Source organism: Enterococcus sp. DIV0174, from assembly GCF_050529065.1.
GTDB classification, from domain to species: domain Bacteria; phylum Bacillota; class Bacilli; order Lactobacillales; family Enterococcaceae; genus Enterococcus_B; species Enterococcus_B thailandicus.
The window spans coordinates 2,033,309-2,052,231 of the sequence record NZ_CP172881.1 but is presented as its reverse complement, the minus strand read 5'-3'; the positions used below and the strand labels follow the sequence as shown (position 1 = coordinate 2,052,231).

Annotated in this window: 31 protein-coding genes; 27 read left to right on the top strand and 4 right to left on the bottom strand. The window is 34.7% G+C overall.

All coding sequences use genetic code 11. From position 1 onward, the window contains the following. Positions 1 to 137 precede the first annotated feature (137 nt). The 3 genes from IGJ93_RS09845 to IGJ93_RS09835 are packed head-to-tail and all read right to left on the bottom strand — an operon-like array spanning position 138 to position 1,461. The gene (locus IGJ93_RS09845) at positions 138 to 635 is read right to left on the bottom strand and encodes an SHOCT domain-containing protein (RefSeq protein WP_311823894.1); all 498 of its coding nucleotides are present in this window, start codon (positions 633 to 635) and stop codon (positions 138 to 140) included. 27 nt (positions 636 to 662) lie between these two features. After that, on the bottom strand, positions 663 to 1,091 hold the full coding sequence (locus tag IGJ93_RS09840) for an ImmA/IrrE family metallo-endopeptidase (protein ID WP_430596598.1): 429 nt from the start codon (positions 1,089 to 1,091) through the stop codon (positions 663 to 665). A gap of 4 nt (positions 1,092 to 1,095) precedes the next feature. Further along, positions 1,096 to 1,461, bottom strand: coding sequence for a helix-turn-helix transcriptional regulator (locus tag IGJ93_RS09835; protein WP_311823896.1), 366 nt, complete (start codon positions 1,459 to 1,461; stop codon positions 1,096 to 1,098). A gap of 154 nt (positions 1,462 to 1,615) precedes the next feature. On the opposite strand from IGJ93_RS09835, the gene IGJ93_RS09830 reads away from it, so the two are divergent. From IGJ93_RS09830 to IGJ93_RS09770, 13 genes are all read left to right on the top strand, one after another. Next, positions 1,616 to 1,852, top strand: coding sequence for a helix-turn-helix transcriptional regulator (locus tag IGJ93_RS09830; protein ID WP_271015666.1), 237 nt, complete (start codon positions 1,616 to 1,618; stop codon positions 1,850 to 1,852). Next, positions 1,849 to 2,001 carry a hypothetical protein gene (locus IGJ93_RS09825; protein WP_311831636.1) on the top strand — a complete coding sequence of 51 codons (153 nt, stop codon included), beginning with the start codon at positions 1,849 to 1,851 and terminating at the stop codon, positions 1,999 to 2,001. Before IGJ93_RS09830 ends, IGJ93_RS09825 begins: the two co-directional genes overlap by 4 nt. A 70-nt stretch (positions 2,002 to 2,071) precedes the next feature. Next, positions 2,072 to 2,608 carry a helix-turn-helix domain-containing protein gene (locus IGJ93_RS09820; protein WP_270346587.1) on the top strand — a complete coding sequence of 179 codons (537 nt, stop codon included), beginning with the start codon at positions 2,072 to 2,074 and terminating at the stop codon, positions 2,606 to 2,608. A gap of 8 nt (positions 2,609 to 2,616) precedes the next feature. Beyond that, a complete protein-coding gene (locus IGJ93_RS09815; protein ID WP_270346589.1) occupies positions 2,617 to 2,856 on the top strand; it encodes a helix-turn-helix domain-containing protein in 240 nt (79 codons plus the stop codon). Between the two features lie 14 nt (positions 2,857 to 2,870). Then, positions 2,871 to 3,071, top strand: coding sequence for a hypothetical protein (locus IGJ93_RS09810; RefSeq protein WP_270346591.1), 201 nt, complete (start codon positions 2,871 to 2,873; stop codon positions 3,069 to 3,071). A gap of 38 nt (positions 3,072 to 3,109) precedes the next feature. Further along, positions 3,110 to 3,355, top strand: coding sequence for a hypothetical protein (locus IGJ93_RS09805; protein ID WP_311798410.1), 246 nt, complete (start codon positions 3,110 to 3,112; stop codon positions 3,353 to 3,355). A 77-nt stretch (positions 3,356 to 3,432) separates the two neighbouring features. Continuing rightward, the gene (locus tag IGJ93_RS09800; protein ID WP_311798409.1) at positions 3,433 to 4,122 is read left to right on the top strand and encodes an ERF family protein; all 690 of its coding nucleotides are present in this window, start codon (positions 3,433 to 3,435) and stop codon (positions 4,120 to 4,122) included. After that, a complete protein-coding gene (locus tag IGJ93_RS09795; protein ID WP_430596597.1) occupies positions 4,123 to 5,031 on the top strand; it encodes a DUF1351 domain-containing protein in 909 nt (302 codons plus the stop codon). Beyond that, positions 5,028 to 5,741, top strand: coding sequence for a putative HNHc nuclease (locus IGJ93_RS09790; protein WP_311798407.1), 714 nt, complete (start codon positions 5,028 to 5,030; stop codon positions 5,739 to 5,741). Before IGJ93_RS09795 ends, IGJ93_RS09790 begins: the two co-directional genes overlap by 4 nt. 19 nt (positions 5,742 to 5,760) lie before the next feature. Further along, positions 5,761 to 6,687: a DUF4373 domain-containing protein gene (locus tag IGJ93_RS09785; RefSeq protein WP_311798406.1), complete on the top strand. Its 927-nt coding sequence runs from the start codon at positions 5,761 to 5,763 to the stop codon at positions 6,685 to 6,687. After that, positions 6,680 to 6,865 carry a hypothetical protein gene (locus IGJ93_RS09780; RefSeq protein ID WP_270608815.1) on the top strand — a complete coding sequence of 62 codons (186 nt, stop codon included), beginning with the start codon at positions 6,680 to 6,682 and terminating at the stop codon, positions 6,863 to 6,865. The genes IGJ93_RS09785 and IGJ93_RS09780 overlap by 8 nt, the downstream gene beginning before the upstream one ends. Before the next feature lie 10 nt (positions 6,866 to 6,875). Beyond that, positions 6,876 to 7,520, top strand: a complete 645-nt coding sequence (locus IGJ93_RS09775; protein WP_430596596.1) for a hypothetical protein — start codon at positions 6,876 to 6,878, stop codon at positions 7,518 to 7,520. Next, entirely contained in the window at positions 7,517 to 7,735 is a 219-nt protein-coding gene (locus tag IGJ93_RS09770; RefSeq protein ID WP_430596595.1) for a hypothetical protein, read from the top strand. Before IGJ93_RS09775 ends, IGJ93_RS09770 begins: the two co-directional genes overlap by 4 nt. A gap of 209 nt (positions 7,736 to 7,944) precedes the next feature. Here the strand turns inward: IGJ93_RS09770 and IGJ93_RS09765 are convergent, their stop codons facing one another. Next, complete coding sequence (locus IGJ93_RS09765; protein WP_430596594.1) at positions 7,945 to 8,769, bottom strand: DUF4393 domain-containing protein; 825 nt, start codon at positions 8,767 to 8,769, stop codon at positions 7,945 to 7,947. A gap of 374 nt (positions 8,770 to 9,143) precedes the next feature. Between IGJ93_RS09765 and IGJ93_RS09760 the strand changes: the two genes are divergently transcribed. The 14 genes from IGJ93_RS09760 (at position 9,144) to IGJ93_RS09695 (ending at position 18,923) form a co-directional block, all read left to right on the top strand. Next, positions 9,144 to 9,557 (top strand): ArpU family phage packaging/lysis transcriptional regulator, encoded by a 414-nt coding sequence (locus IGJ93_RS09760; RefSeq protein WP_430596931.1) that lies wholly within the window; start codon positions 9,144 to 9,146, stop codon positions 9,555 to 9,557. A 597-nt stretch (positions 9,558 to 10,154) separates the two neighbouring features. Further along, entirely contained in the window at positions 10,155 to 10,337 is a 183-nt protein-coding gene (locus IGJ93_RS09755) for a hypothetical protein (protein WP_430596592.1), read from the top strand. Continuing rightward, positions 10,334 to 10,558, top strand: a complete 225-nt coding sequence (locus tag IGJ93_RS09750) for a hypothetical protein (RefSeq protein WP_430596591.1) — start codon at positions 10,334 to 10,336, stop codon at positions 10,556 to 10,558. Before IGJ93_RS09755 ends, IGJ93_RS09750 begins: the two co-directional genes overlap by 4 nt. A gap of 102 nt (positions 10,559 to 10,660) precedes the next feature. Continuing rightward, positions 10,661 to 10,840 carry a hypothetical protein gene (locus tag IGJ93_RS09745; protein ID WP_181914412.1) on the top strand — a complete coding sequence of 60 codons (180 nt, stop codon included), beginning with the start codon at positions 10,661 to 10,663 and terminating at the stop codon, positions 10,838 to 10,840. 39 nt (positions 10,841 to 10,879) lie between these two features. Continuing rightward, the gene (locus IGJ93_RS09740) at positions 10,880 to 12,079 is read left to right on the top strand and encodes a site-specific DNA-methyltransferase (protein ID WP_430596590.1); all 1,200 of its coding nucleotides are present in this window, start codon (positions 10,880 to 10,882) and stop codon (positions 12,077 to 12,079) included. Between the two features lie 139 nt (positions 12,080 to 12,218). Beyond that, positions 12,219 to 12,425, top strand: a complete 207-nt coding sequence (locus tag IGJ93_RS09735; RefSeq protein WP_430596589.1) for a hypothetical protein — start codon at positions 12,219 to 12,221, stop codon at positions 12,423 to 12,425. Positions 12,426 to 12,478: 53 nt separating this feature from the next. Further along, complete coding sequence (locus IGJ93_RS09730; protein ID WP_430596588.1) at positions 12,479 to 12,841, top strand: hypothetical protein; 363 nt, start codon at positions 12,479 to 12,481, stop codon at positions 12,839 to 12,841. Positions 12,842 to 12,938: 97 nt separating this feature from the next. Continuing rightward, positions 12,939 to 13,796 (top strand): phage terminase small subunit, encoded by an 858-nt coding sequence (terS, locus tag IGJ93_RS09725; RefSeq protein WP_430596587.1) that lies wholly within the window; start codon positions 12,939 to 12,941, stop codon positions 13,794 to 13,796. Further along, positions 13,759 to 15,087, top strand: a complete 1,329-nt coding sequence (locus IGJ93_RS09720; RefSeq protein WP_430596930.1) for a PBSX family phage terminase large subunit — start codon at positions 13,759 to 13,761, stop codon at positions 15,085 to 15,087. Before terS ends, IGJ93_RS09720 begins: the two co-directional genes overlap by 38 nt. After that, positions 15,081 to 16,646: a phage portal protein gene (locus tag IGJ93_RS09715; protein WP_311823826.1), complete on the top strand. Its 1,566-nt coding sequence runs from the start codon at positions 15,081 to 15,083 to the stop codon at positions 16,644 to 16,646. The genes IGJ93_RS09720 and IGJ93_RS09715 overlap by 7 nt, the downstream gene beginning before the upstream one ends. A 1-nt stretch (position 16,647) precedes the next feature. Beyond that, positions 16,648 to 17,787 carry a phage minor capsid protein gene (locus IGJ93_RS09710; RefSeq protein WP_311798376.1) on the top strand — a complete coding sequence of 380 codons (1,140 nt, stop codon included), beginning with the start codon at positions 16,648 to 16,650 and terminating at the stop codon, positions 17,785 to 17,787. Positions 17,788 to 17,802: 15 nt separating this feature from the next. Next, entirely contained in the window at positions 17,803 to 18,030 is a 228-nt protein-coding gene (locus tag IGJ93_RS09705) for a hypothetical protein (protein WP_311798375.1), read from the top strand. Next, positions 18,031 to 18,252 (top strand): hypothetical protein, encoded by a 222-nt coding sequence (locus IGJ93_RS09700; protein ID WP_311798374.1) that lies wholly within the window; start codon positions 18,031 to 18,033, stop codon positions 18,250 to 18,252. It begins immediately after the preceding gene. Positions 18,253 to 18,341: 89 nt separating this feature from the next. Further along, the gene (locus tag IGJ93_RS09695; RefSeq protein WP_270376109.1) at positions 18,342 to 18,923 is read left to right on the top strand and encodes a phage scaffolding protein; all 582 of its coding nucleotides are present in this window, start codon (positions 18,342 to 18,344) and stop codon (positions 18,921 to 18,923) included.

Here is an 18,923-nt window from a genome sequence, read left to right as displayed (position 1 = left end):
ATTAGATATTTAATAATAAGAAAATAGAAGTTAACGTTGTTTAAATAAATAAATTAAATAGTAAAAAACGTATTTCCTACCATTTAATACGAACCTATGTTCTTTTTTTGTTTAAAAAGAAAAGCCCGGAGGCTAAACTATAAATCCAATAAACTTTTTTTCTTCATTTCAAATTCTTCTTGAGTGATTATTTCTAAATCAAGAAGTTCTTTATACTTTTTGATTTCGTCAGTAGCAGAAAAGTTTACTTTACTAGAAACTGAACCTTTATAGTCTTTTAATAGTTCAGTTGATTTTTCATAAACCTTTATACTGTCTTGTACTGTTTTTTTACTAAAAGCTCTAATAATCACAGAGTTTGGATCTTCAGATGCTTGACGTGTAGTTCCAATCAAACCAACTTTTTGATTTCGAGCAGTTTCGATATTTGTAATAAACTGAATGTAGCCGTTAGCCATCATAGTAGCCTTCTTAAATTCAATAGATTTAATATCACTGAAAAATATTTCTCTATCACCTTTGATTCCTTGAGTTACAAATCCCATAGCAGTTTTCCTAGATATTACAACTTTATCTGAAAAAACTTTTACTATCCCGTTCAGCCCTTTTACACTCGCAATAATTTCATTATCCATCAAATTTCACCCCGTGATTACATATATTTAAATTAAAAATCTATAAGCCGAAGTAGGAAGACCATATAGACGAGTTAAATCTTCAATTTTTCTCGGATACATTTGTGTATCTTCTTTATATAAATCAGCTATAAGATTAGCAGCAAAACAATTTGCTTCGCTTTCAGACTTGCTTCTTGAATTTCTTGTTGAGACATAATAGCTAGAGATTTCTTTGTGAAATAGGGCATGTCCAAGTTCGTGAGCACAAATATAAAATCTTTCCTGTGATTCTTTTAGCGATTCATTCAAAAGAATCACAGGATAGCCCAATAAATCTTGAAATTGACCTTTAGGATTTTCTAAAAAAGGGACATATTTAATTTCAATTCCCATTTTTTCTGAAATTCCAAATGGATCAGCAGTACCATATTCTTTTTTTAGATTTCCAACTAAATTGATGATATCCATTTCCATGAAATCACTTCTCTTTATCTCTTTTTCTAAATTCCCAGAACAAGCCCGTCATAACATCTTTAACACGTTGCTTTTCTTCAGGAGTAAGCGTTTCTCCGCCATATGCCATATTGACATTTGATTCTAGAAGTTTATCAAGCTCAACTAAATCATCTTCATTTGCCCAATCAGGTGTTTGATTTCTTCCTAATAAATAGTCAGTAGTTACACCGAATAAATCAGCTAACTTATTTAGTGCATCTGAATTGGGCTCTGCACGACCGACTTCCCAGCTACCAATAGTTTGTTGAGATACATTCATTTTTTTTGCAAGCTCAGATTGAGTTAAGCCATGTTGATTTCTAAGTTCTTTTATTTTCAGGTTAAGCATTTAAAGCCCTCCTCTTAAATAGAATTATATACTACAAACTGTAGTAGCAACAACGAATAATAGTTAATACTAAAAAAAGTAGTAAAAAATATTGACTTACTACTTTTTGTGGTATATTATTACTACATAAGGTAGTAAAAGAGAGGTGAGCAAATTGAATAATTTATTAAACGATATTCGTACTTCGCAAAAAGTTTCTCAAGAAAAATTAGCATTACTTCTAAATGTATCTCAAAAAACTGTTAGTTCATGGGAAATTGGCAGAACTACTCCGAAACCAGCGCAAATGCAACACTTAGAAGACATTTTCAAAGTACCAAAAGAAAAAATTTTTTTTGCAGCTTTTAACTACAAAAATGAGTTAAAACATAATGAGGAGATGGTCAAATGACACGCCAAGAAAAAATAAACATCGTTTTAGATGCAAGACCTCGAATGATCCATATCATCAAATGTGCGAATGACGATCAACTTGATCGTTTAGTTGAAGAAGTCAACAAAGACCTTCAATGTGAATTAGACAAAGCTCAATTCGCTTGATTCTAATTAAATTATAGCGATAAATCTTTCGTATTGAAATTACGTTGAGTAAGAAATGAGGGTGTAAAAAATGCTAAAACAATCAGTAATTATTGATGAATCGTTAACAGAGGTTATCAATAAGAACGGTGAAACAAAAAAGGAAATAGCGAGAAATATAAACGTTTCTCAACAGTCGATGAGTGACTGGACTTCAAAAAATGGAGCTAAACCCGTCACGTTGGAAAATGCACAAGTATTATCTGATTACTTTAGAGATTCAGATTTTACATTACAAATTATTCATGAGTTTTTTGGATTGTTCAAATCAATCGATAGCAACGTTTATCGAAGAGATCCGTCATCATTAGATAAATTGCAAATGATTGAATCTGATGAACGTATGCAAAAGAAAAAAGACGTTGAAAAGATTCTACTAAAGCAAGTCAATTACTTAACTAACGATGATAGACAACAAATAATTTCATATGCTTTTGAGTTTTTAGATGAAATTATGGTTGATGTCACTTTGATAAGTGCCTTGTGTGAAATTTTAGGAATTGACATTAGGAAATTAAGTGAAGAAAGGCTTTCATACTGGGTGCAACAAGGATACATGAAAGGATGATGTTCAATATGACTAAATCAGAAGAGCAAATGAAGCAAGTAGCCCGTAGGCTATCCAAAAACTTGTATTTGTTAATGGGGCAGAACAAGAGAATAAAAATAACTGAACTTTCTAAGAAGAGTGGGGTTTCAGTGGGAACCATCAGCAGAATAAAAAATGATTGGGAAGGTGAAGAAACACCAAAAATGGAAACAGTCGTCAAACTAGCTACTGCTTTGGAGATTGATCCAGTTGAACTAATCAAATGAAATGAGGTGAGATTATGAAAAAAGACTTTCGTATGAACGTAAAAGGTGCGTTGTTTCTAATGCTTGTTGAATTAGTTCTAGCAATCATCAATCCGAAATTTGCAGGATTTGTGTTTATGGAATTGTTAGTTCTTTACTTGATATTTCAAGCGTTCAAAGAAGAAAAACGATTTACAAGTCAACAAAAAAAGCCAACCAGCGACGGCCATCGCTAATCGGCAACTAAATAAAACATCTAAGGAGATTTTATCATATGAACGAAAAAATTGAAAATTTAATTGCGGAATTACAAAACGAATGTAAAAAAAATAGTGCAGGGGTTGTTTTAAGCTTTGTTGATTTAGAACATGGAAATAGCGCACTTATGCTTGCTGGCGCTATGTCACTACAATCAATAGCAGTAATGATGTTGAATGACGAATTCAAAGAAGCTATGAAAACAAACGATTGTGATTGCGCTATTTGTCGAGCAACGAAGGAGATGATGTTTCATGAATAATTTTGAACAAGCTTTAGACCAATATCTAACTGATCCCAACTGGGGCAAACCTTATCTTGATGAGGAGGAAGAAACAGATGAAGACTAGTGAAGAAACAGATGAAATTTATAAAGGTCTCTATTTGTTGAAAGGTAAATTGAAACAGCCTAAATTCGATGCCTCAGTCAAGTATTCAACAAAAAAAGGTGAAAATATGAACTTTGAGTACGCAACTCTCAAAGCTATTGAGCAGGCAATAAGAACTGCATCTCAAGAGGCTGAAAGTGGTATCGACTTTGGTCAAGATGTAACTACAAGTGATAATCGTGTTGATATAACTACATGTGTCTATCATTCAAGTGGTCAATATATTATTTATGGACCACTAGGGTTTCCGTGCAACACAAACAACCCTCAAGCCTTAGGAAGTGTCATTACTTATGCAAAAAGATATTCGTTAGCAAGCTCTTTTGGGATTGTTGCTGATGGAGATGACGACGCAGCAATTGGAGCTGATGAGAATGAAAACATTAAGAGTGAAGATAATCTCCAGTCTGATTTTAAACAGACTTTCGATGAATACGTTAATCAAATAGCTAGCTTAACGAATCTTACAGAAGATTCTGTTATAGCGACAACTCTAAAAAGTAATGGATTTACTGATTTTAAACAAATTGAAAAAAACTCTTACTCAAAAATTATTGGTTTTCTTAAACATCATGCGATGAAAGAAGAACAAAAACATCGAGAATCTATGAAAAATAAATTGTCTTGGGAGGACCTATAGATGACAACAGAATTATCAACAGAGCTACTGTTTGACGTAGCTTACACACCAAGCACGATTAGTATCGTGAACGAGGATCAATTATCTGTATTGATTGATGCGACAGTCAAAAAATATGACAACTTAATTTTCAAAGAATCAGATATTAAAGATGCAAAAAAAGCCCGTACAGAGCTAAACAATATTTTCACGTTGATTGATGATAAACGCAAAGAAGTAAAAAAAGAATTTAATGAACCATTAAAAAACTTTGAAGAAAAAATCAAAGAGTACAGTCAAGAAATCAAACAAGTATCAAGTAAAATTGATTCTCAAATCAAAGATTTTGAAAATAAGGAAAAAGAAAGTCGTAGAGAGATTGTTTTGGCTGAACTAACAGAGCAAGCAAATAATTACGGATTGGATCCATTAGAAATTTCATTAAATCCAAAATGGCTTAACGCAACAAACTTTACTACAAAAAATAATCTTACTAAAAAAGTTGAACAAGAAATTTTAGCAACTTGTATCGAACTGAAACAGAAAAAAGATGCAGTCGAACAAAATAAGAAATTAGTCGAAAGCTATGCTAAAGCGAATAAATTAGAACCTCGAGCGTGGATGACGTTAGTTGATGAAGGACTAACTGCGCCAGCAATATTCAAAAAAATTGATGCAACAGCTAAAGAAATACTTCAACAAGAACAAGAAGAGTTGAAAAATGCTGAGGTTGAAATTAAACAGGCAGTTGAACCAAAAACAGCAGTCGAAGTTCAAAAAGAATTGCATGAGAATATAAGCGAAAAGTCACTAGATGAACAGTTGTATTCATTCACTTTGAAAATTGAAGGAACAGCAAAACAAATTTCAATCATCAAAAAAACAATTGAAGATTTACATGTCGGCTACACAGTCGAAATGGAAGAATGAGATTTTTAGCAAAAGTTCTTGAAGTGAAAAATAACTGGTTACGAATACAATCAACAAAATTACTCAATCGTGATTTTTTAAATTTATTGTCAGACGGTCAAGAGCTTTATGTAGAAGTGAAAGTACATGACAATCGCAAGATGTCTTCAAAACAAAATGCACTTTCACATGCATTGATACGAGATATTGCAAGATATAGCGATGATGACCCACAGCAAACCGAAACATGGATGAAATACTATTACAAAGGCAAAACAGGAGAAATATTTTCTCATAGCTTAGCAACAAAACAGGAGGCAAATGAATGGATTCATTTCTTAATTGATTTTGTTTTAGAATCAAATGTTGAGCTACCTGGAGACTATATCTATCTACTGGAAGATAACTACTGGTTTTACTCATGTTTGAAACATCGAAAATGTTGTATTTGCGGAAAACATGCAGATATTGCCCACTTTCAATCAGTGGGCTCAGGTAAGAACAGAAATAAAACAGATCACCGCTTATTGTTGTTGATGGCACTATGTCGTGAACATCATCAACTACAGCATCAGCAAGGTGTGAACTATTTTGTGAAAACTAATCGAATTATACCAGTTCGGTTGGAAGAAGAAGACATTTTAAAACTCAAATTGACTTCTAAGAAGGCGTTAGACGAGTTTAAGCAGAACGAAGTGATAGAAGGTCATTTCAACTTAGAAATAGCATGATTTTTTAGGAGATGATGACGTGGCAAGACCTACAAAAGACGGTCTTGATTATTTTCCTCTCGATGTTCACATCTTTGAAGATGAAAAAATAGAAGCAATTGCTGGCGAATTTGGTATCAAAGGTGAGCTTGCAGTAATCAAACTGTTATGTGCGGTATATGAAAAAGGATACTTCGCTGTATGGGATGAGCTGACAAAAGCAAAACTTTTGAAACGAATACCAGGCGCCAGCAAGGAATTGCTTGACCAAGTTGTAAACCGCTTAGTTACGTGGGGATTCTTTAATGAAGACCTGTTTAACTCGGCTAAGGTATTAACTAGTCAATCAATCCAAGCCACCTATTTTGAAGCAACAAAAAGACGAAAATCACCAAAACCGACTAAGTACGTGATTATTGCTAACAATAACTCACAAGATAAGACAGTTAATGTTAACAATAACTCACAAAGTAAAGTAAATAAAACTAAAGTAAATCAAAGTAAATCAAATACTACTGAAAAAGAACAGTATTCAATCAGGATATATTCGTATCTGGAACAGAATGGTTTCGGTAGTCCTTACGGAAATACAATGGGTCAAAATATTGATTTTTGGTTCAAAGACCTTGAAGAAGCTGGTCTAACTACTGAACAAGCAGATGCTTGGCTGATTCATGGTGTAAATACTGCTATTGAAAGTAACATTCGCCAATGGAAGTATTTGGACGGCATATTAAAAAATCGTTTTAACCTTAAATTATTTAGCAAGTCAGCTATCGACGGTGCAGAGGAAAAGCGAAAGAACAAGCAACCCGCTGGTTATCAAAAAAATGTAAGGCGTGAAGAGCTTCCTGATTGGGTTGATAAGCCACAAGAAGACGAAAAGCTTGATCCGCAAAAACAAGCAGAAATTGAAGCTAGATTTGCAGAATATAGAGCTAAGAGGGCAGGTGTGACAGTTGAATAAGATAGATGTCCCACCTAAAAAGAGACCTCGGTACTCATTGAGTGATGAAACCATAGCTAAGCTTGAATGGCTTTACGAACAAGAAAAGAAAAAGTCTGGCAAACGTATTTATCAGTCAGACACGCTAACAAAAATTATTGATGATGCTTACACGGTGAAAAAAGCATTTAGAAATTGAGGTGTTTATTTTGTCAACAGTCACAAGACAAGAAAAGAAAAAAGCAAGAATGAAGTTGCTCCTTTTAATGGATAGTGATCCAAAGTGGGACAGAAAGCCAGAAAAACGTAAATTAAGAAACCAATTGATGTCGATTATTGACGGTAGCTTTGTACCAAGCGACAAAATTATTTTCAGCCCAGAAGAGCGAGCAGAGGAATATCTAAACAATCATCCAGAACTTGAAAATGAAGTTGTCGAAGCAATTAAAAACAACATGACGAAAAAACAAATAAAAGAATATCTTTCTTGCACTGATGTAATTATCAATGCAGTTAGACGTAGAAATGGTTTAGAAGAACATCGTTCTTCACATTTTAACGAAGACGAAAAGACTATTAAAAAGGTTTATCAAGAACAAGGGATTTCTGGTTTGAAAACTTGTTACGGAATTAGCACAACAACTGCTTACAAGTGGATAAACAAGTACAAGTTGCCTAAAAAAACTGACGAAAGAATCTATCGAGTTGTTTTTCCTGATGGCAGTTTAAAAGACTTTAGTAGCCAATCGGCGTTAGCGATGTTCGTAGGACTATCTAAGTCAACCGTTAAACAAAAAATAAAAGACAAAACTAGCGATAGCGAAGGTCGCAGATATGAGAAGGTAAATAAATGATGGAATATATTTCAATTTACGGTGAAACAATCAAAGGCAAAATAGTTAGCGAACTAGAAAATACAGTAGTCGTTGAAGATAAAAGAGGCGTTCGATACCTCGTTCATAAAAAGAGCATTGATCCAAAACGTAAGAAGCCGAACTTTGACTTGTTGGCTACTCAAAGTTTTGGCAAGTGTCCAGAAAATAAAGTTCAAAAAATCGGGTATTACTAGGAGGAACACGATGAATAAACAAGAATTGATTTATGGATTAACGATTTTAATTCAAAAAAATATTTAAATTAGGAGGCCGACAAATGATAAAATATTTGTTTTTATCTTTATTTCTTAATTTTATTTTTCAAGCGATAATCTTAAGAATATACAGCAAAAGTTTAGCTGATGAACTAAAGAAACACGACGAAATAATTGATAGAAAATTACTATTTTTGAAATACTATATTGACAAAATCACGCCCTAAATTTGTAAGATCAACTCTTCCTTTTTGTATTATTGGTTCTTGAAACATTATTCCCCCAACTTCTCGAGGTGGCATATTTCTCAGATTGGAAATAAACTCAGTATTTTCGAAAGAAGTATACATTGCCTCATGGTAGTCGCTTCCTAAAGATAGTTCTTGATCAATTTTTAACAAGCCAAACATCTCTAGGGTATCTAAAACAGTGCGGGAGTTAGTGTCAAAGCCCTCTACGGAGAGAACAGTATTTTTAAGAATCGGTAAACTTCTATAACCATTTACTTCATGTAAAGTTGCTTGGACTAAAGGCATAGCACCATGACTGTCATTGATTTTTTTTAGAAACAGTGCATCAGCGTTGGTTAAGTTAGATAAGATATGAGAAAAAGAAGGAAGAACTTTATTATTTTTTCTATCGTCAAGCGTAGAAACTAGTAAATTAGAGAATAATTCTCTCATGAGTTCTTCGTCTAATTGATATCGTGAGTCTTCAAGAGATTTAAAAGCTAATCCAACTTTTGAATCATCTCTATTTTCTTCAGGGATTGATTCAGTTTTTTCGTAGATTTTTTTTTGAAAATCCAAAAGGTCCTTTTCTTTTACTATGTTGTATCTTCTAAGTCCATCTAATGAGAAATGGAAGAAAGCATCAACTACAGTCTGTAAAGCATTTCCAGTAGATTTTGTAGCAGGATTTACTAAATTTTCTACAGTGCTTTGTGGTATAGGAATCTTTGTAAAATCGTTGTCAGTAATTTTGAACACCTCTTTAATTTGTCGGTTACTCACTAACGATTAAATTATATCAAAACAATAAATATTATGTTTAAGCAATTTCAATAATTTCTGAAAAGGAGGAATCAAAATGAACAACAAACACCGCAGAGTTGCGAGACTGAAAAAGCAATCGATATGGTGAATCAGTATTCGGACAAATAAAAAAAGGTAGCTGACCACTCGCTACCTAACAGAATATTGAAGAATGGAGTTGCCCGTTTTCCGTCAGGCAACTCCGCTTGTATATGGTATAACGAACATTCCAATTCGCTATTCGATGATTTTATCATGAAAGAGGTAAATGAAAAAAGCACTAAGCTTTCGCTCAGCACTTAATGTTATCTAGTCAATGACATTATAGCACAAAAAAGGAGCGATTTGACTTGATGCAGTTACTACGAGAGGTAGATTTCAGACAGACAAGATGCAATGCGAGAGATGTACTTAAAAACTTTAGACGTTTAGAAAGACTGGCTGGTCGCTCTTTGGTAGATGTTAAATCACCAATAATTACAGATATGCCGAAAAGTGGAAGTTATAGTAACAAAGCAGAGGACGCAGTTATTCAATTAGTAGATATAGAGAATGAACGCGACGCAATACTAACTGGACTTATGTCATTAAGCTTAAATAGTCGTCAAATACTGTACTGGAGCTACTGTGCGACTGATACTTATTCGAATTACAAAATTAGTCGTGAAATTGGTTATTCAGAAAGAAGTGTTCAACGTATGAAATCAGAAGCATTGATTGAATTTGCTGAGGCATACAAACATGGATCACTAATTGTATACCTGTGAATTTTGGCGGTTTTTTGGCGGAAACGTGGCGGTTTTGGTTCGTTTTACGGTGATATTATGATAGTGTCGAGAGATTGGTGATAGGTCTTCGACAAAATAAAATGTAAGGGAGGAAGTCTCCCTCATCGTTAAAGCTTCCATTTATTAAGCATTGATGCTTACTTGTATAAAAAAAGGAAGATCAGTAATTAACTGATCTTCCTTTTTTTTATCACAGATAAAATCAGCATAGTATAATAAATACCTTGCAATATTTTAACCATGATTGATAGTAGAACTAACATAATTAACTCCTACTAAATTGTCCTAGAACATTATACCATCTATCAATGATAGATGTCCATCTTATTTATGTGGCGGAATGTTTAACACTCATCTATGTATTAGATACAACTTACAAGGTTCGATTCCTTGTCAGCGACTTTATATTTTGCAACCTTCATAAATGATGGTCACAATTTATTAGGTGCATTTCCATTGCAATCGAGGCTGTGGTAGGGAGGAGAAGCGCGACGTCGGGCTTGTGTAGATTGCTAGTACATATGAGATCGCTCTTTGAGTGGTCTTTTTATTTTGTTTGAAAGGAGGATTGAACTCATGAAAGAATATACTACTAAAGATTTTGAGGAAATGAAGCAATTAAAAAATGACTTCGAAGAGGTTGGTCAAGGTCAAGCATTTACAATTGGAACTATTCAACGTAGATTGCGTTGTGGAAAGGAACGAGCTAACGCTCTTTACAATGACTTGATTTCAGATAGAGAGAAGGCCACGCGATGAGGAGTTACTGGTATGTATCACTATCAAACAAATATCCTCATCCAAATCACGATGATCCAATTCGTGATGTGCAATCAGTTCAAATCAAAAAGAAATACTCAGTCATCGAAATGACAAGAGAAGCTACTCCTTTCGAGCTAGATAGCTGTCGACTGGTTTATTGTGGGCACGGCTATTTCAACGAACAGAATATACAGGCTAACTTATCCAGGTATGTGTGATTTTTGTGGGTTTTCTTAACGAATCAATCATGGTCCTTAACACATGTTCTTCCCTGAGGAGGTAATATGTTAACAACAAAAGAATAAGGGAGAATGATAACAATGAACGCATTACAATTAGCCGAAAAAATTAAAAACAATGACGAATGGAGAAAAGCATATAATCGAATTATTAATGCGAAAACTCATGAAAGAAAAATGAAGGCATATGCAAATTTTGAAAAGAAATTTGGTATTAACTTAAATGATTCCATTGGCATTTACGTAAAAGGATTTTTATAAAAAGTCTCTTATAAGAGGCTTTTTATTTTGGAGGAAAATATGGAAATTATAAAAATGAAACTGCAAGACCTGAAACCTGCAGACTACAATCCACGAGTTGAGCTTGTTCCAGAAATGGAAGAGTATCAAAAACTAAAAAAGTCAATTCTTGAATTTGGTTTTGTGGATCCGCCGATTTTCAATAAGCAAACTGGAAATTTGGTTGGTGGGCATCAACGTGTAGCTGTGGCAAAAGATTTGGAATTGTTTGATGAAATAGAAGTGTCTGTTGTTGATTTACCATTAGAGAAAGAAAAATCTCTTAACATTGCCTTGAATAAGATTTCTGGTCAGTGGGATGAAGACAAACTCGCTATTTTATTAAAAGATCTAGATGATGATTCATTAGATTTATCTGGTTTTGCAGAAGATGAGATTCAAGATGTTATTGATCAATACGATATGAAGCTAGATATGGAAACTGAATCTGTTGATGATGATTTTGAGATTGAACTTCCTGAAAAACCTAAAGCAAAACTGGGAGATATTTATCAGCTGGGTCATCATCGATTGATGTGTGGTGATAGTACAGATGCCATCCAAATAGAAAGACTTATGGATGGAGAAAAGGCAGATATGCTAATCACTGATCCGCCGTATAACGTAAACTATGAAGGAAAAACAGAAGATGCATTAACTATACAAAACGATAACAAAACTTCTATTGAATTCTATGAGTTTCTAAAAAGTGCTTTTGATGCAGTGGCTAGCAATTTATCTAAAGGCGCATCTTTTTATGTATGGTATGCATCATCCGAGGTCGTGAATTTTGTTACAGCATTAGTTGATTCAGGTTTTTTAGTTAAACAAGAACTCATATGGTGTAAAAATGCTTTTGTGCTTGGTAGACAAGACTATCATTGGCAGCATGAACCATGTTTATATGGATGGAAGTCTGACGGAAGTCACAAGTGGCGTGGAGATAGAAAACAAACAACCATTTTAGAGTTTGATAAGCCGTTAGCCAACAAAGATCATCCAACAATGAAGCCAGTACCTCTATTTGATTATCAGATTAAGAATAGTTCTAAAAAGGGCGATAAAGTCTTAGACGCGTTTGGTGGAAGTGGTACAACTATGATTGCATGTGAACAAAACGAACGTCATGCGTATTTAATGGAGTTAGATCCTCGATATGTAGATGTCATTATTCGTAGATGGGAAGAATTTACAGGTGAACAAGCAATAAAACTAAACTGAAATAAAAGAAGCCGAGTGCGCTAACACTCGACTACTCAACGAGAACCAAAAGCCCTCGAAGACACAGAAGCTAGCACGCGTGCGTTTCAGACAGTTCTGTGTCTTTTAGCATCATATCAGATGTAGAGGTGCTTGCACAATGGAAAATGAAAACTTTGATTTAGACTATGAGATTAAAAAGGCTGTAGAGAAGGCAGAATCGATTGACGAATACAAAAAGATTATTCGTGTTGCCTTAGGAAAGTGGCTTAAAAATCTACAATCAGGTGAAATCAAGTTAGATAAAGTTTCCGATTTAAAAATATTGATTGAAGCTGACCTTATGTTGAAAGATATTGAGAAGTAAAAAATATTAGAGTATCTTTAATTTAACAACAAAAATAAAGGAAGTGTTTGTTAATGGGATACTTGGATTTAAAAGAAATGCTGACTGATGCTAAAAATATTGCTACAGGAGCGAATGATCTTCAATTAAAATCTATTTTATTAGATATTCAAGGTGCAGTTTATGACTTGCAAGAAGAAAATAGGAATTTAAGAAATAAAATTCATGAGTTAGAGAGTAATGAAATTTTAGACGCTGAACTGGAGTACAGGAATGGGGTATATACCAAAGGAAAAGATGTGTTTTGTTCAGTCTGTTGGGATAGAGATAAAAGATTATCTAGAGTTCGAAAAGTAAAAAAATCAGAAAAAGGAAATACTGCATATTCTTGCGATGTTTGTAAGCAATGGAGATTTTCAGATATTAAATGGGAATAAGAAAGTAGTTGAAAAAATAGCTTACTAAATGTTTGCATCTTGTAAAAATTAGAAAACAAAACTCAACCTAAAAAGATTGTGAGGTGGTGTGTATTGAATGGCAAGACAACGTGATCCAAGACGTGACGAAGCCAAGAAAATTTGGTTAGACTCGAATGGTGAAAAGAAATTAAAAGAAATTGCATCTGAACTCAATGTTTCAGATTCACAGGTTAGAAAATGGAAATCAGTTGATAAATGGAGTGCTGAATTGAAAGGTAATGTTACCAATGCAAAAGGTAACGTTACTAATCAAGGTGGCGCTCCATTTGGTAATCAGAATGCAAAAGGTAATAAGGGTAATAGTCGTGCATCTCCTCCGAAGAGAAACAAGAACGCACTCAAAACAGGTGAATATGAAACGATATTTGCTGATGTTTTATCAGATGAGGAGCGGATGATTTACTACAGTTTTGAAGACGACCCGCTTTATATCTTATCTGAAGAAGTTCGTCTATTAAAGATAAGGCAACTTAGAATGATGCAACGTATTAAAAAAGCTGAATCTGGTCTAAATGAAGAAGAGATTGAACGACTACAGCAATTGCGAAAGATTAAAACGCCAGTAGATGTAAATGGGAAAATGCTTGAAGTCAAAAGAGAAGTGATGCAAGATGTTCAAATTACTAGAAAGACTCATCGAAAGATAGATGATATTTTAGCCATCGAAGCTGGTTTAACTAGAATAAGCGCACAGTTAACTCGAGCAATTAAACAAATGACTGAATTAAATGTACAAAGCAAACGAGCAGACTTGATGACAGCGCAAATGGAAAAACTCAATGCTGAAATTCGAGAGCTGAATGGTGGCGATGATGTACCGGAATCAACGGTCATCGTTGATGATATTCCATTAGTCGAAAGTGAGGTTGATTCAAATGGCGATGATGGCCAAGAAGAAACAAACTCAAATTAAGCTAACTGGGATGATTAACCCACATTTTTATAAAGTTTGGCATACAAAGTGTCCTTATGTTTTGATGAAGGGCGGGCGTGGCTCTTTTAAGTCATCGGTTATTAGCTTGAAATTGGCTACTGAAATGAAGAAACACACACAAGCTAAGCATAAAGTGAATGTAGTATGTATGATGAGTCAACACAAGTACTTGCGTGATGCTGTTTATGAGCAGATAAAATGGGCTCTTTCTATGTTGGGTATATCTAAAGAATATAGATTTCGTACATCTCCACTGCGAATTATCCATAAAAAAACGAGTTCTGCTTTTTACTTCTATGGCGTTGACGACCCTTTAAAACTTAAGTCTAATGCAATCGGTGATGTTATCTCGTTGTGGTATGAAGAAGCTGCTAACTTTGAAAGTGCAGAAGTATTCGATCAAACGAACGCCACTTTCATTCGTCAACGTTCACATTGGGTGGATCAAGTGCAAGTCTACTATTCATGGAACCCGCCTAAAAATCCATATGATTGGGTAAACGAATGGGTAGAGAAATGTATGAGGTTAGATGACCATTTAGTGGACCACTCAACTTATTTAGATGATGAGCTTGGCTTTACTGATCCGCAACAATTAAAGCTCATTCAAACTTATCGTGAAAATGACGAAGATTATTATAAGTGGCTGTATCTAGGTGAAGTAATTGGGTTAGGTACGCTCATCTATAATATGGATCACTTCCATCCGATTGATGAGTTGCCAAACGATGACTATATTACACAAATAAGTTTCTCTATTGATAGTGGTCACCAGATTTCTGCTACTACATGCGGTTGCTACGCTATTACGAGGAAAGGCAATGTAATTCTATTAGACACTTATTACTATTCGCCAGAAGGAAAAGTGAATAAGAAAGCACCAGACGAACTAGCAAAAGACTTACATGAATTTATTGAGAAGTGCCAAACAAAATATAATAAATTCGCTTATAAGATTACAATTGACTCGGCTGAAGGAGCTTTAAAAAATCAATACTATAAAGATTACGGTACAGCTTTTCATGCAGTAGCTAAAGCAAAAAAAGTGGATATGATTGACTACGTTCAAAACTTACTGGCTCAAGGTAGGTTTTTTTATTTGGACACAAAGGCTAATCAAATCTTTATCAAAGAACATCGAGATTATCGATGGGACGAAGATACATTACAATCGGATGATCCTAAAGTTATTAAAATAGCTGATCACACATGTGACCAGTTCCAATATTTTGTGAAAGACAATCTCGGTGACTTGGGTCTGAAATGGTAGGTGAGAAAATGGGAGTGTTACAACGAATTAAAAACTTTTTTAGGAAAGGAGTGAAACGTGCAGGTATGCAAATTAACGGTAGAGAACTTGGAAAGATTACAGATCATCCTAAAATCGGAATTGATCCAAAGGAGTATGAGCGAATAGCAGAAGACTTTCGTTATTATGCTGCTGACTTTCCGCAAGTCAAATATATTGACTCTTACGGTGAACGTATGAACCGCCAATTCAATTCTTTGAATGTTGCTAAAACAGCTTCAAGGAGATTAGCAAGTATTATTTTTAATGAGAAATGTAAAGTAACGCTTAACACACCAGACACAAAGACAGAAAACACTATCAATTTAGATGAAGCAAATGCCTTCTTAGAAAAAACGCTATACGCGAATAACTTCTATAACTTATTTGAACTGAACCTTGAAAAAGGTATTGCGGCAGGTGGTTTTGCTATGCGTCCATATGTCGATAATGATGAAATTAAAATTTCATGGATTCGTGCAGATCAGTTTTATCCACTGCGATCAAACACAAATGAAGTTAGTGAATGTGCAATAGCAACACGTTCAATTCAATCAGAGGGCAATATAAACTATTATTACACATTGCTTGAATTTCACGAGTGGGTGAACGGTAATTACGTTATCACGAATGAACTATATAAATCAGAATTAGAAAGTTCAGTGGGAAAACAAGTACCACTCGAAACGATTTATCCTGATTTAGCAGAAACGGTAACGTTGGAAGGACTCAAACGCCCACTTTTTGTTTATTTCCGCACGCCTGGAGCAAATAACAAATCGCTAGAAAGCCCGCTTGGATTGGGTATTGTCGATAATGCTAGAGAAGTATTAGACACAATCAATTCTACTCACGATCAATTCACATGGGAAATTGACATGGGACAACGTCGAGTAGTAGTTCCTGCAGAATTCTTAAAAACAGATGAAGCACATCCTCCGATGTTCGATAGTGGACAGAACGTTTTCGTTGGTATGTACGGCGCTGAACGTGTAGGTGTACAAGACATTACAACGGCTATTCGTACTGTTCAATATAAAGATGCTATTAGCCATTTCATTAAAGAGTTTGAGGTTCAAGTGGGATTGTCAGTTGGTTCCATGAACTATGCTGATGATGGACTAAAAACAGCCACTGAAATTGTTTCTAATAATTCAATGACGTATCAAACTCGTTCAAGCTATTTGACGATGGTGGAAAAAGCTATCAATGAACTGATTCACTCTATTTTTGAATTGGCAGGATACAAAGAATTCTTTAGTATGCAAATGCCACTCATTGAATTAGAATACGAAAGTTATGTTGTTAACGTGAGTTTTGAAGATGGCGTTTTTGTCAATCAAGATAAACAGCAAGAAGATGACTTGAAAGCGGTGGTTGCTGGTGTCATGCCGAAAAAACAATTTTTAATTAGAAATTATAATCTGACTGAGGAAGAATTAGAGGAGTGGTTAAGTGATTTAACCAACGAAATGCCATCACAAGAGGCAGGAACTAACGACAGGCGTAACCAAGACGCCATGTTTGATGTAGGTGATTAGAGTGATTACTCCAGAAAAAATGCAAAAACAAGCTGATGCGATAACGAACGTTTACTCGTTATTAGAGGACAAAATCTTTAATTTAATCATTAAGACATTGCTTAAACGCGATATCAGTAAAGTTGATAAGAAAAATGTGATGCTTTGGCAAATTGAACAGCTTAATTTAATGGGTGTGTTGAATGATAAAGTCATTAAGTTGCTAGCACTTTATACAAAGTCATCGCAAAATCAAATTAAGAAATTGATTGTTGATAATGGAATTCAAATTGTGAATGAAATAGATAAAGAATTAGAACGTATGCTTAAAAAAAGTGTACCTGTCACGAAAGAAATAAATGAAATTCTTGATTCATTTCTAAATCAAACGTTTCTAGATTTGAACAATAATGTGAATCAAACGTTAATCACTTCAAATTATAGTCAAAATTCAACGATGAGAGCTTATCAAGCAATCATTAAGCAATCGACCCTAGAAACCCTAACTGGTCTAAAAACGCATGAACAGGCTGTAAGAGATAACGTGTATAAAATGGTCGATGAAGGACTTAAATCTGGTTTTAAAGACAAAGCTGGACGTGAGTGGTCGATGGAAGCTTATTCACGTACTGTAATTGAAAGCACTACACATCGAACATTTAACGATTTACGTTTAAAGCGAATGAAAGATTTCGATTGTGTCACTGCTTTAATGAGTAGTCATTCATCAGCAAGAAAAGCGTGCGCAGGGATACAAGGAGACTGGGTTCTTACAGTGCCAAAATCAAAGGCACCAAGAGAATTTCACCATATACCTTCAATCTACGATCACGGATATGGTGAGCCATGGGGAACACAAGGTACTAATTGTTCTCATATTCTTTACCCTGGAATACCAGGAGTAAATACAAATAACCAGCCTCAATATGATCCCAAAGAAGTACAAAAAAATGCTGAAATCAAACAAAAACAACGGAAATTAGAGCGTGATATTCGTTACCAGAAGAAACGCTTAGCATCTGCAAAAGCATTGAATGATGAAGTGGTGCAAAAGAAGTGCAAAGATATGATTCGCTATAAGCAAAGTCAAATAAGAGAACTGGTCAAAGAACATGACTTTTTAACTCGTGATTATAGCAGAGAACAAGTTTATTTAAGTTGAAAGGGCTGATACGTCATGAAAAAGTTGATTATCAAAAAGAAAAGTACAGCTCGAGGAGATAAGATGCACGTTGGAAACTATGACATTTTAGTTGATGGCGAGCCAATAGATGCTAGACATCTTAAAAATATCAGAATCGAGGGTGTAGCTGGTGAATATCCAACTGTAGTGCTTGAATATGCGCCTAGGCAATTAGAAATTGATGGGTTAGTAGTAAATATTTCTAAAGAGGAGGCTAAATAAGTGGAATTTAAAGAAGCAAAAAGAAGAAAAGAGCGTGGGCAAACAAATGAAGAGTTTCTGAAATGGGTAATTGCTGAAGCAAAGGACTTTGAACAAATATCAATTACAGTGCAGTTTCCTTCTGGTTTGATTGAAACTTATTTTAGCCAAGAAGGTAGTTTGCCACTTGTAGGAATGCTAGAAGTTGGAAAGCAACAAATATTAAATGATATGAACAACTAGAATTTATCGCCCTGAACACGGCGTTAAAAGGTTTATTTTTTATACTCTCGTGGTCGTTGCCACGTTAAATATTCGAAGGAGGAAACAAAATGAAACGTGAACAACTGAAAGAATTAGGGTTAACTGATGAACAGATTGGTTCTGTTATGGCTCTACATGGGACAACTGTTAATGAATTGAATAGTAATGTTGCAACTGCAGAGCAACAAGCAAATCAATACAAAGAGCAGTTAGATGCGAATCAATCTGAACTTGATGCTTTGAAAAAGTCGGCAAAAGGGAATGAAGAACTTACCACTCAACTGTCTGAACTTCAAGAAAAGTACAATCAGGCTAAATCTGATTCAGAAACCAAAATTGCAGAAATCAAAAAAACTTCTGCTGTTGAATTGGCTTTAACCCAAGCAGGCGCTCGAAATATTAAAGCTGCAAAAGCTTTGTTAGATAACGAAAAATTAGAGCTATCAGATGAAGGAATCAAAGGACTTGAAGAACAACTAACAGCACTCAAAGAAAGTGATGCTTATTTGTTTGAGCAGGACACATCTACTCCGCCACCAGCTGACAAAAAGGCGACTTTTGACGGTAACGCTTCTGGTACTGCTACACCTAGCCAAGACGACGCAACTGCACAAATGATTGCTGCAATGACGAACGATATTCCAAAATAA

Coding starts and splice junctions, on each gene's coding strand:
- IGJ93_RS09695 (WP_270376109.1), top strand. CDS start 18,342: ATGAAACGTGAACAACTGAAAGAATTAGGGTTAACTGATGAACAGATT.
- IGJ93_RS09755 (WP_430596592.1), top strand. CDS start 10,155: ATGAAAGAATATACTACTAAAGATTTTGAGGAAATGAAGCAATTAAAA.
- IGJ93_RS09795 (WP_430596597.1), top strand. CDS start 4,123: ATGACAACAGAATTATCAACAGAGCTACTGTTTGACGTAGCTTACACA.
- IGJ93_RS09840 (WP_430596598.1), bottom strand. CDS start 1,091: ATGGAAATGGATATCATCAATTTAGTTGGAAATCTAAAAAAAGAATAT.
- IGJ93_RS09760 (WP_430596931.1), top strand. CDS start 9,144: ATGCAGTTACTACGAGAGGTAGATTTCAGACAGACAAGATGCAATGCG.
- IGJ93_RS09810 (WP_270346591.1), top strand. CDS start 2,871: ATGAAAAAAGACTTTCGTATGAACGTAAAAGGTGCGTTGTTTCTAATG.
- IGJ93_RS09730 (WP_430596588.1), top strand. CDS start 12,479: ATGGGATACTTGGATTTAAAAGAAATGCTGACTGATGCTAAAAATATT.
- IGJ93_RS09805 (WP_311798410.1), top strand. CDS start 3,110: ATGAACGAAAAAATTGAAAATTTAATTGCGGAATTACAAAACGAATGT.
- IGJ93_RS09745 (WP_181914412.1), top strand. CDS start 10,661: ATGAACGCATTACAATTAGCCGAAAAAATTAAAAACAATGACGAATGG.
- IGJ93_RS09845 (WP_311823894.1), bottom strand. CDS start 635: ATGGATAATGAAATTATTGCGAGTGTAAAAGGGCTGAACGGGATAGTA.
- IGJ93_RS09835 (WP_311823896.1), bottom strand. CDS start 1,461: ATGCTTAACCTGAAAATAAAAGAACTTAGAAATCAACATGGCTTAACT.
- IGJ93_RS09800 (WP_311798409.1), top strand. CDS start 3,433: ATGAAGACTAGTGAAGAAACAGATGAAATTTATAAAGGTCTCTATTTG.
- IGJ93_RS09770 (WP_430596595.1), top strand. CDS start 7,517: ATGATGGAATATATTTCAATTTACGGTGAAACAATCAAAGGCAAAATA.
- IGJ93_RS09735 (WP_430596589.1), top strand. CDS start 12,219: ATGGAAAATGAAAACTTTGATTTAGACTATGAGATTAAAAAGGCTGTA.
- IGJ93_RS09740 (WP_430596590.1), top strand. CDS start 10,880: ATGGAAATTATAAAAATGAAACTGCAAGACCTGAAACCTGCAGACTAC.
- IGJ93_RS09705 (WP_311798375.1), top strand. CDS start 17,803: ATGAAAAAGTTGATTATCAAAAAGAAAAGTACAGCTCGAGGAGATAAG.
- IGJ93_RS09815 (WP_270346589.1), top strand. CDS start 2,617: ATGACTAAATCAGAAGAGCAAATGAAGCAAGTAGCCCGTAGGCTATCC.
- IGJ93_RS09715 (WP_311823826.1), top strand. CDS start 15,081: ATGGTAGGTGAGAAAATGGGAGTGTTACAACGAATTAAAAACTTTTTT.
- IGJ93_RS09820 (WP_270346587.1), top strand. CDS start 2,072: ATGCTAAAACAATCAGTAATTATTGATGAATCGTTAACAGAGGTTATC.
- IGJ93_RS09790 (WP_311798407.1), top strand. CDS start 5,028: ATGAGATTTTTAGCAAAAGTTCTTGAAGTGAAAAATAACTGGTTACGA.
- IGJ93_RS09720 (WP_430596930.1), top strand. CDS start 13,759: ATGGCGATGATGGCCAAGAAGAAACAAACTCAAATTAAGCTAACTGGG.
- IGJ93_RS09750 (WP_430596591.1), top strand. CDS start 10,334: ATGAGGAGTTACTGGTATGTATCACTATCAAACAAATATCCTCATCCA.
- IGJ93_RS09825 (WP_311831636.1), top strand. CDS start 1,849: ATGACACGCCAAGAAAAAATAAACATCGTTTTAGATGCAAGACCTCGA.
- terS (WP_430596587.1), top strand. CDS start 12,939: ATGGCAAGACAACGTGATCCAAGACGTGACGAAGCCAAGAAAATTTGG.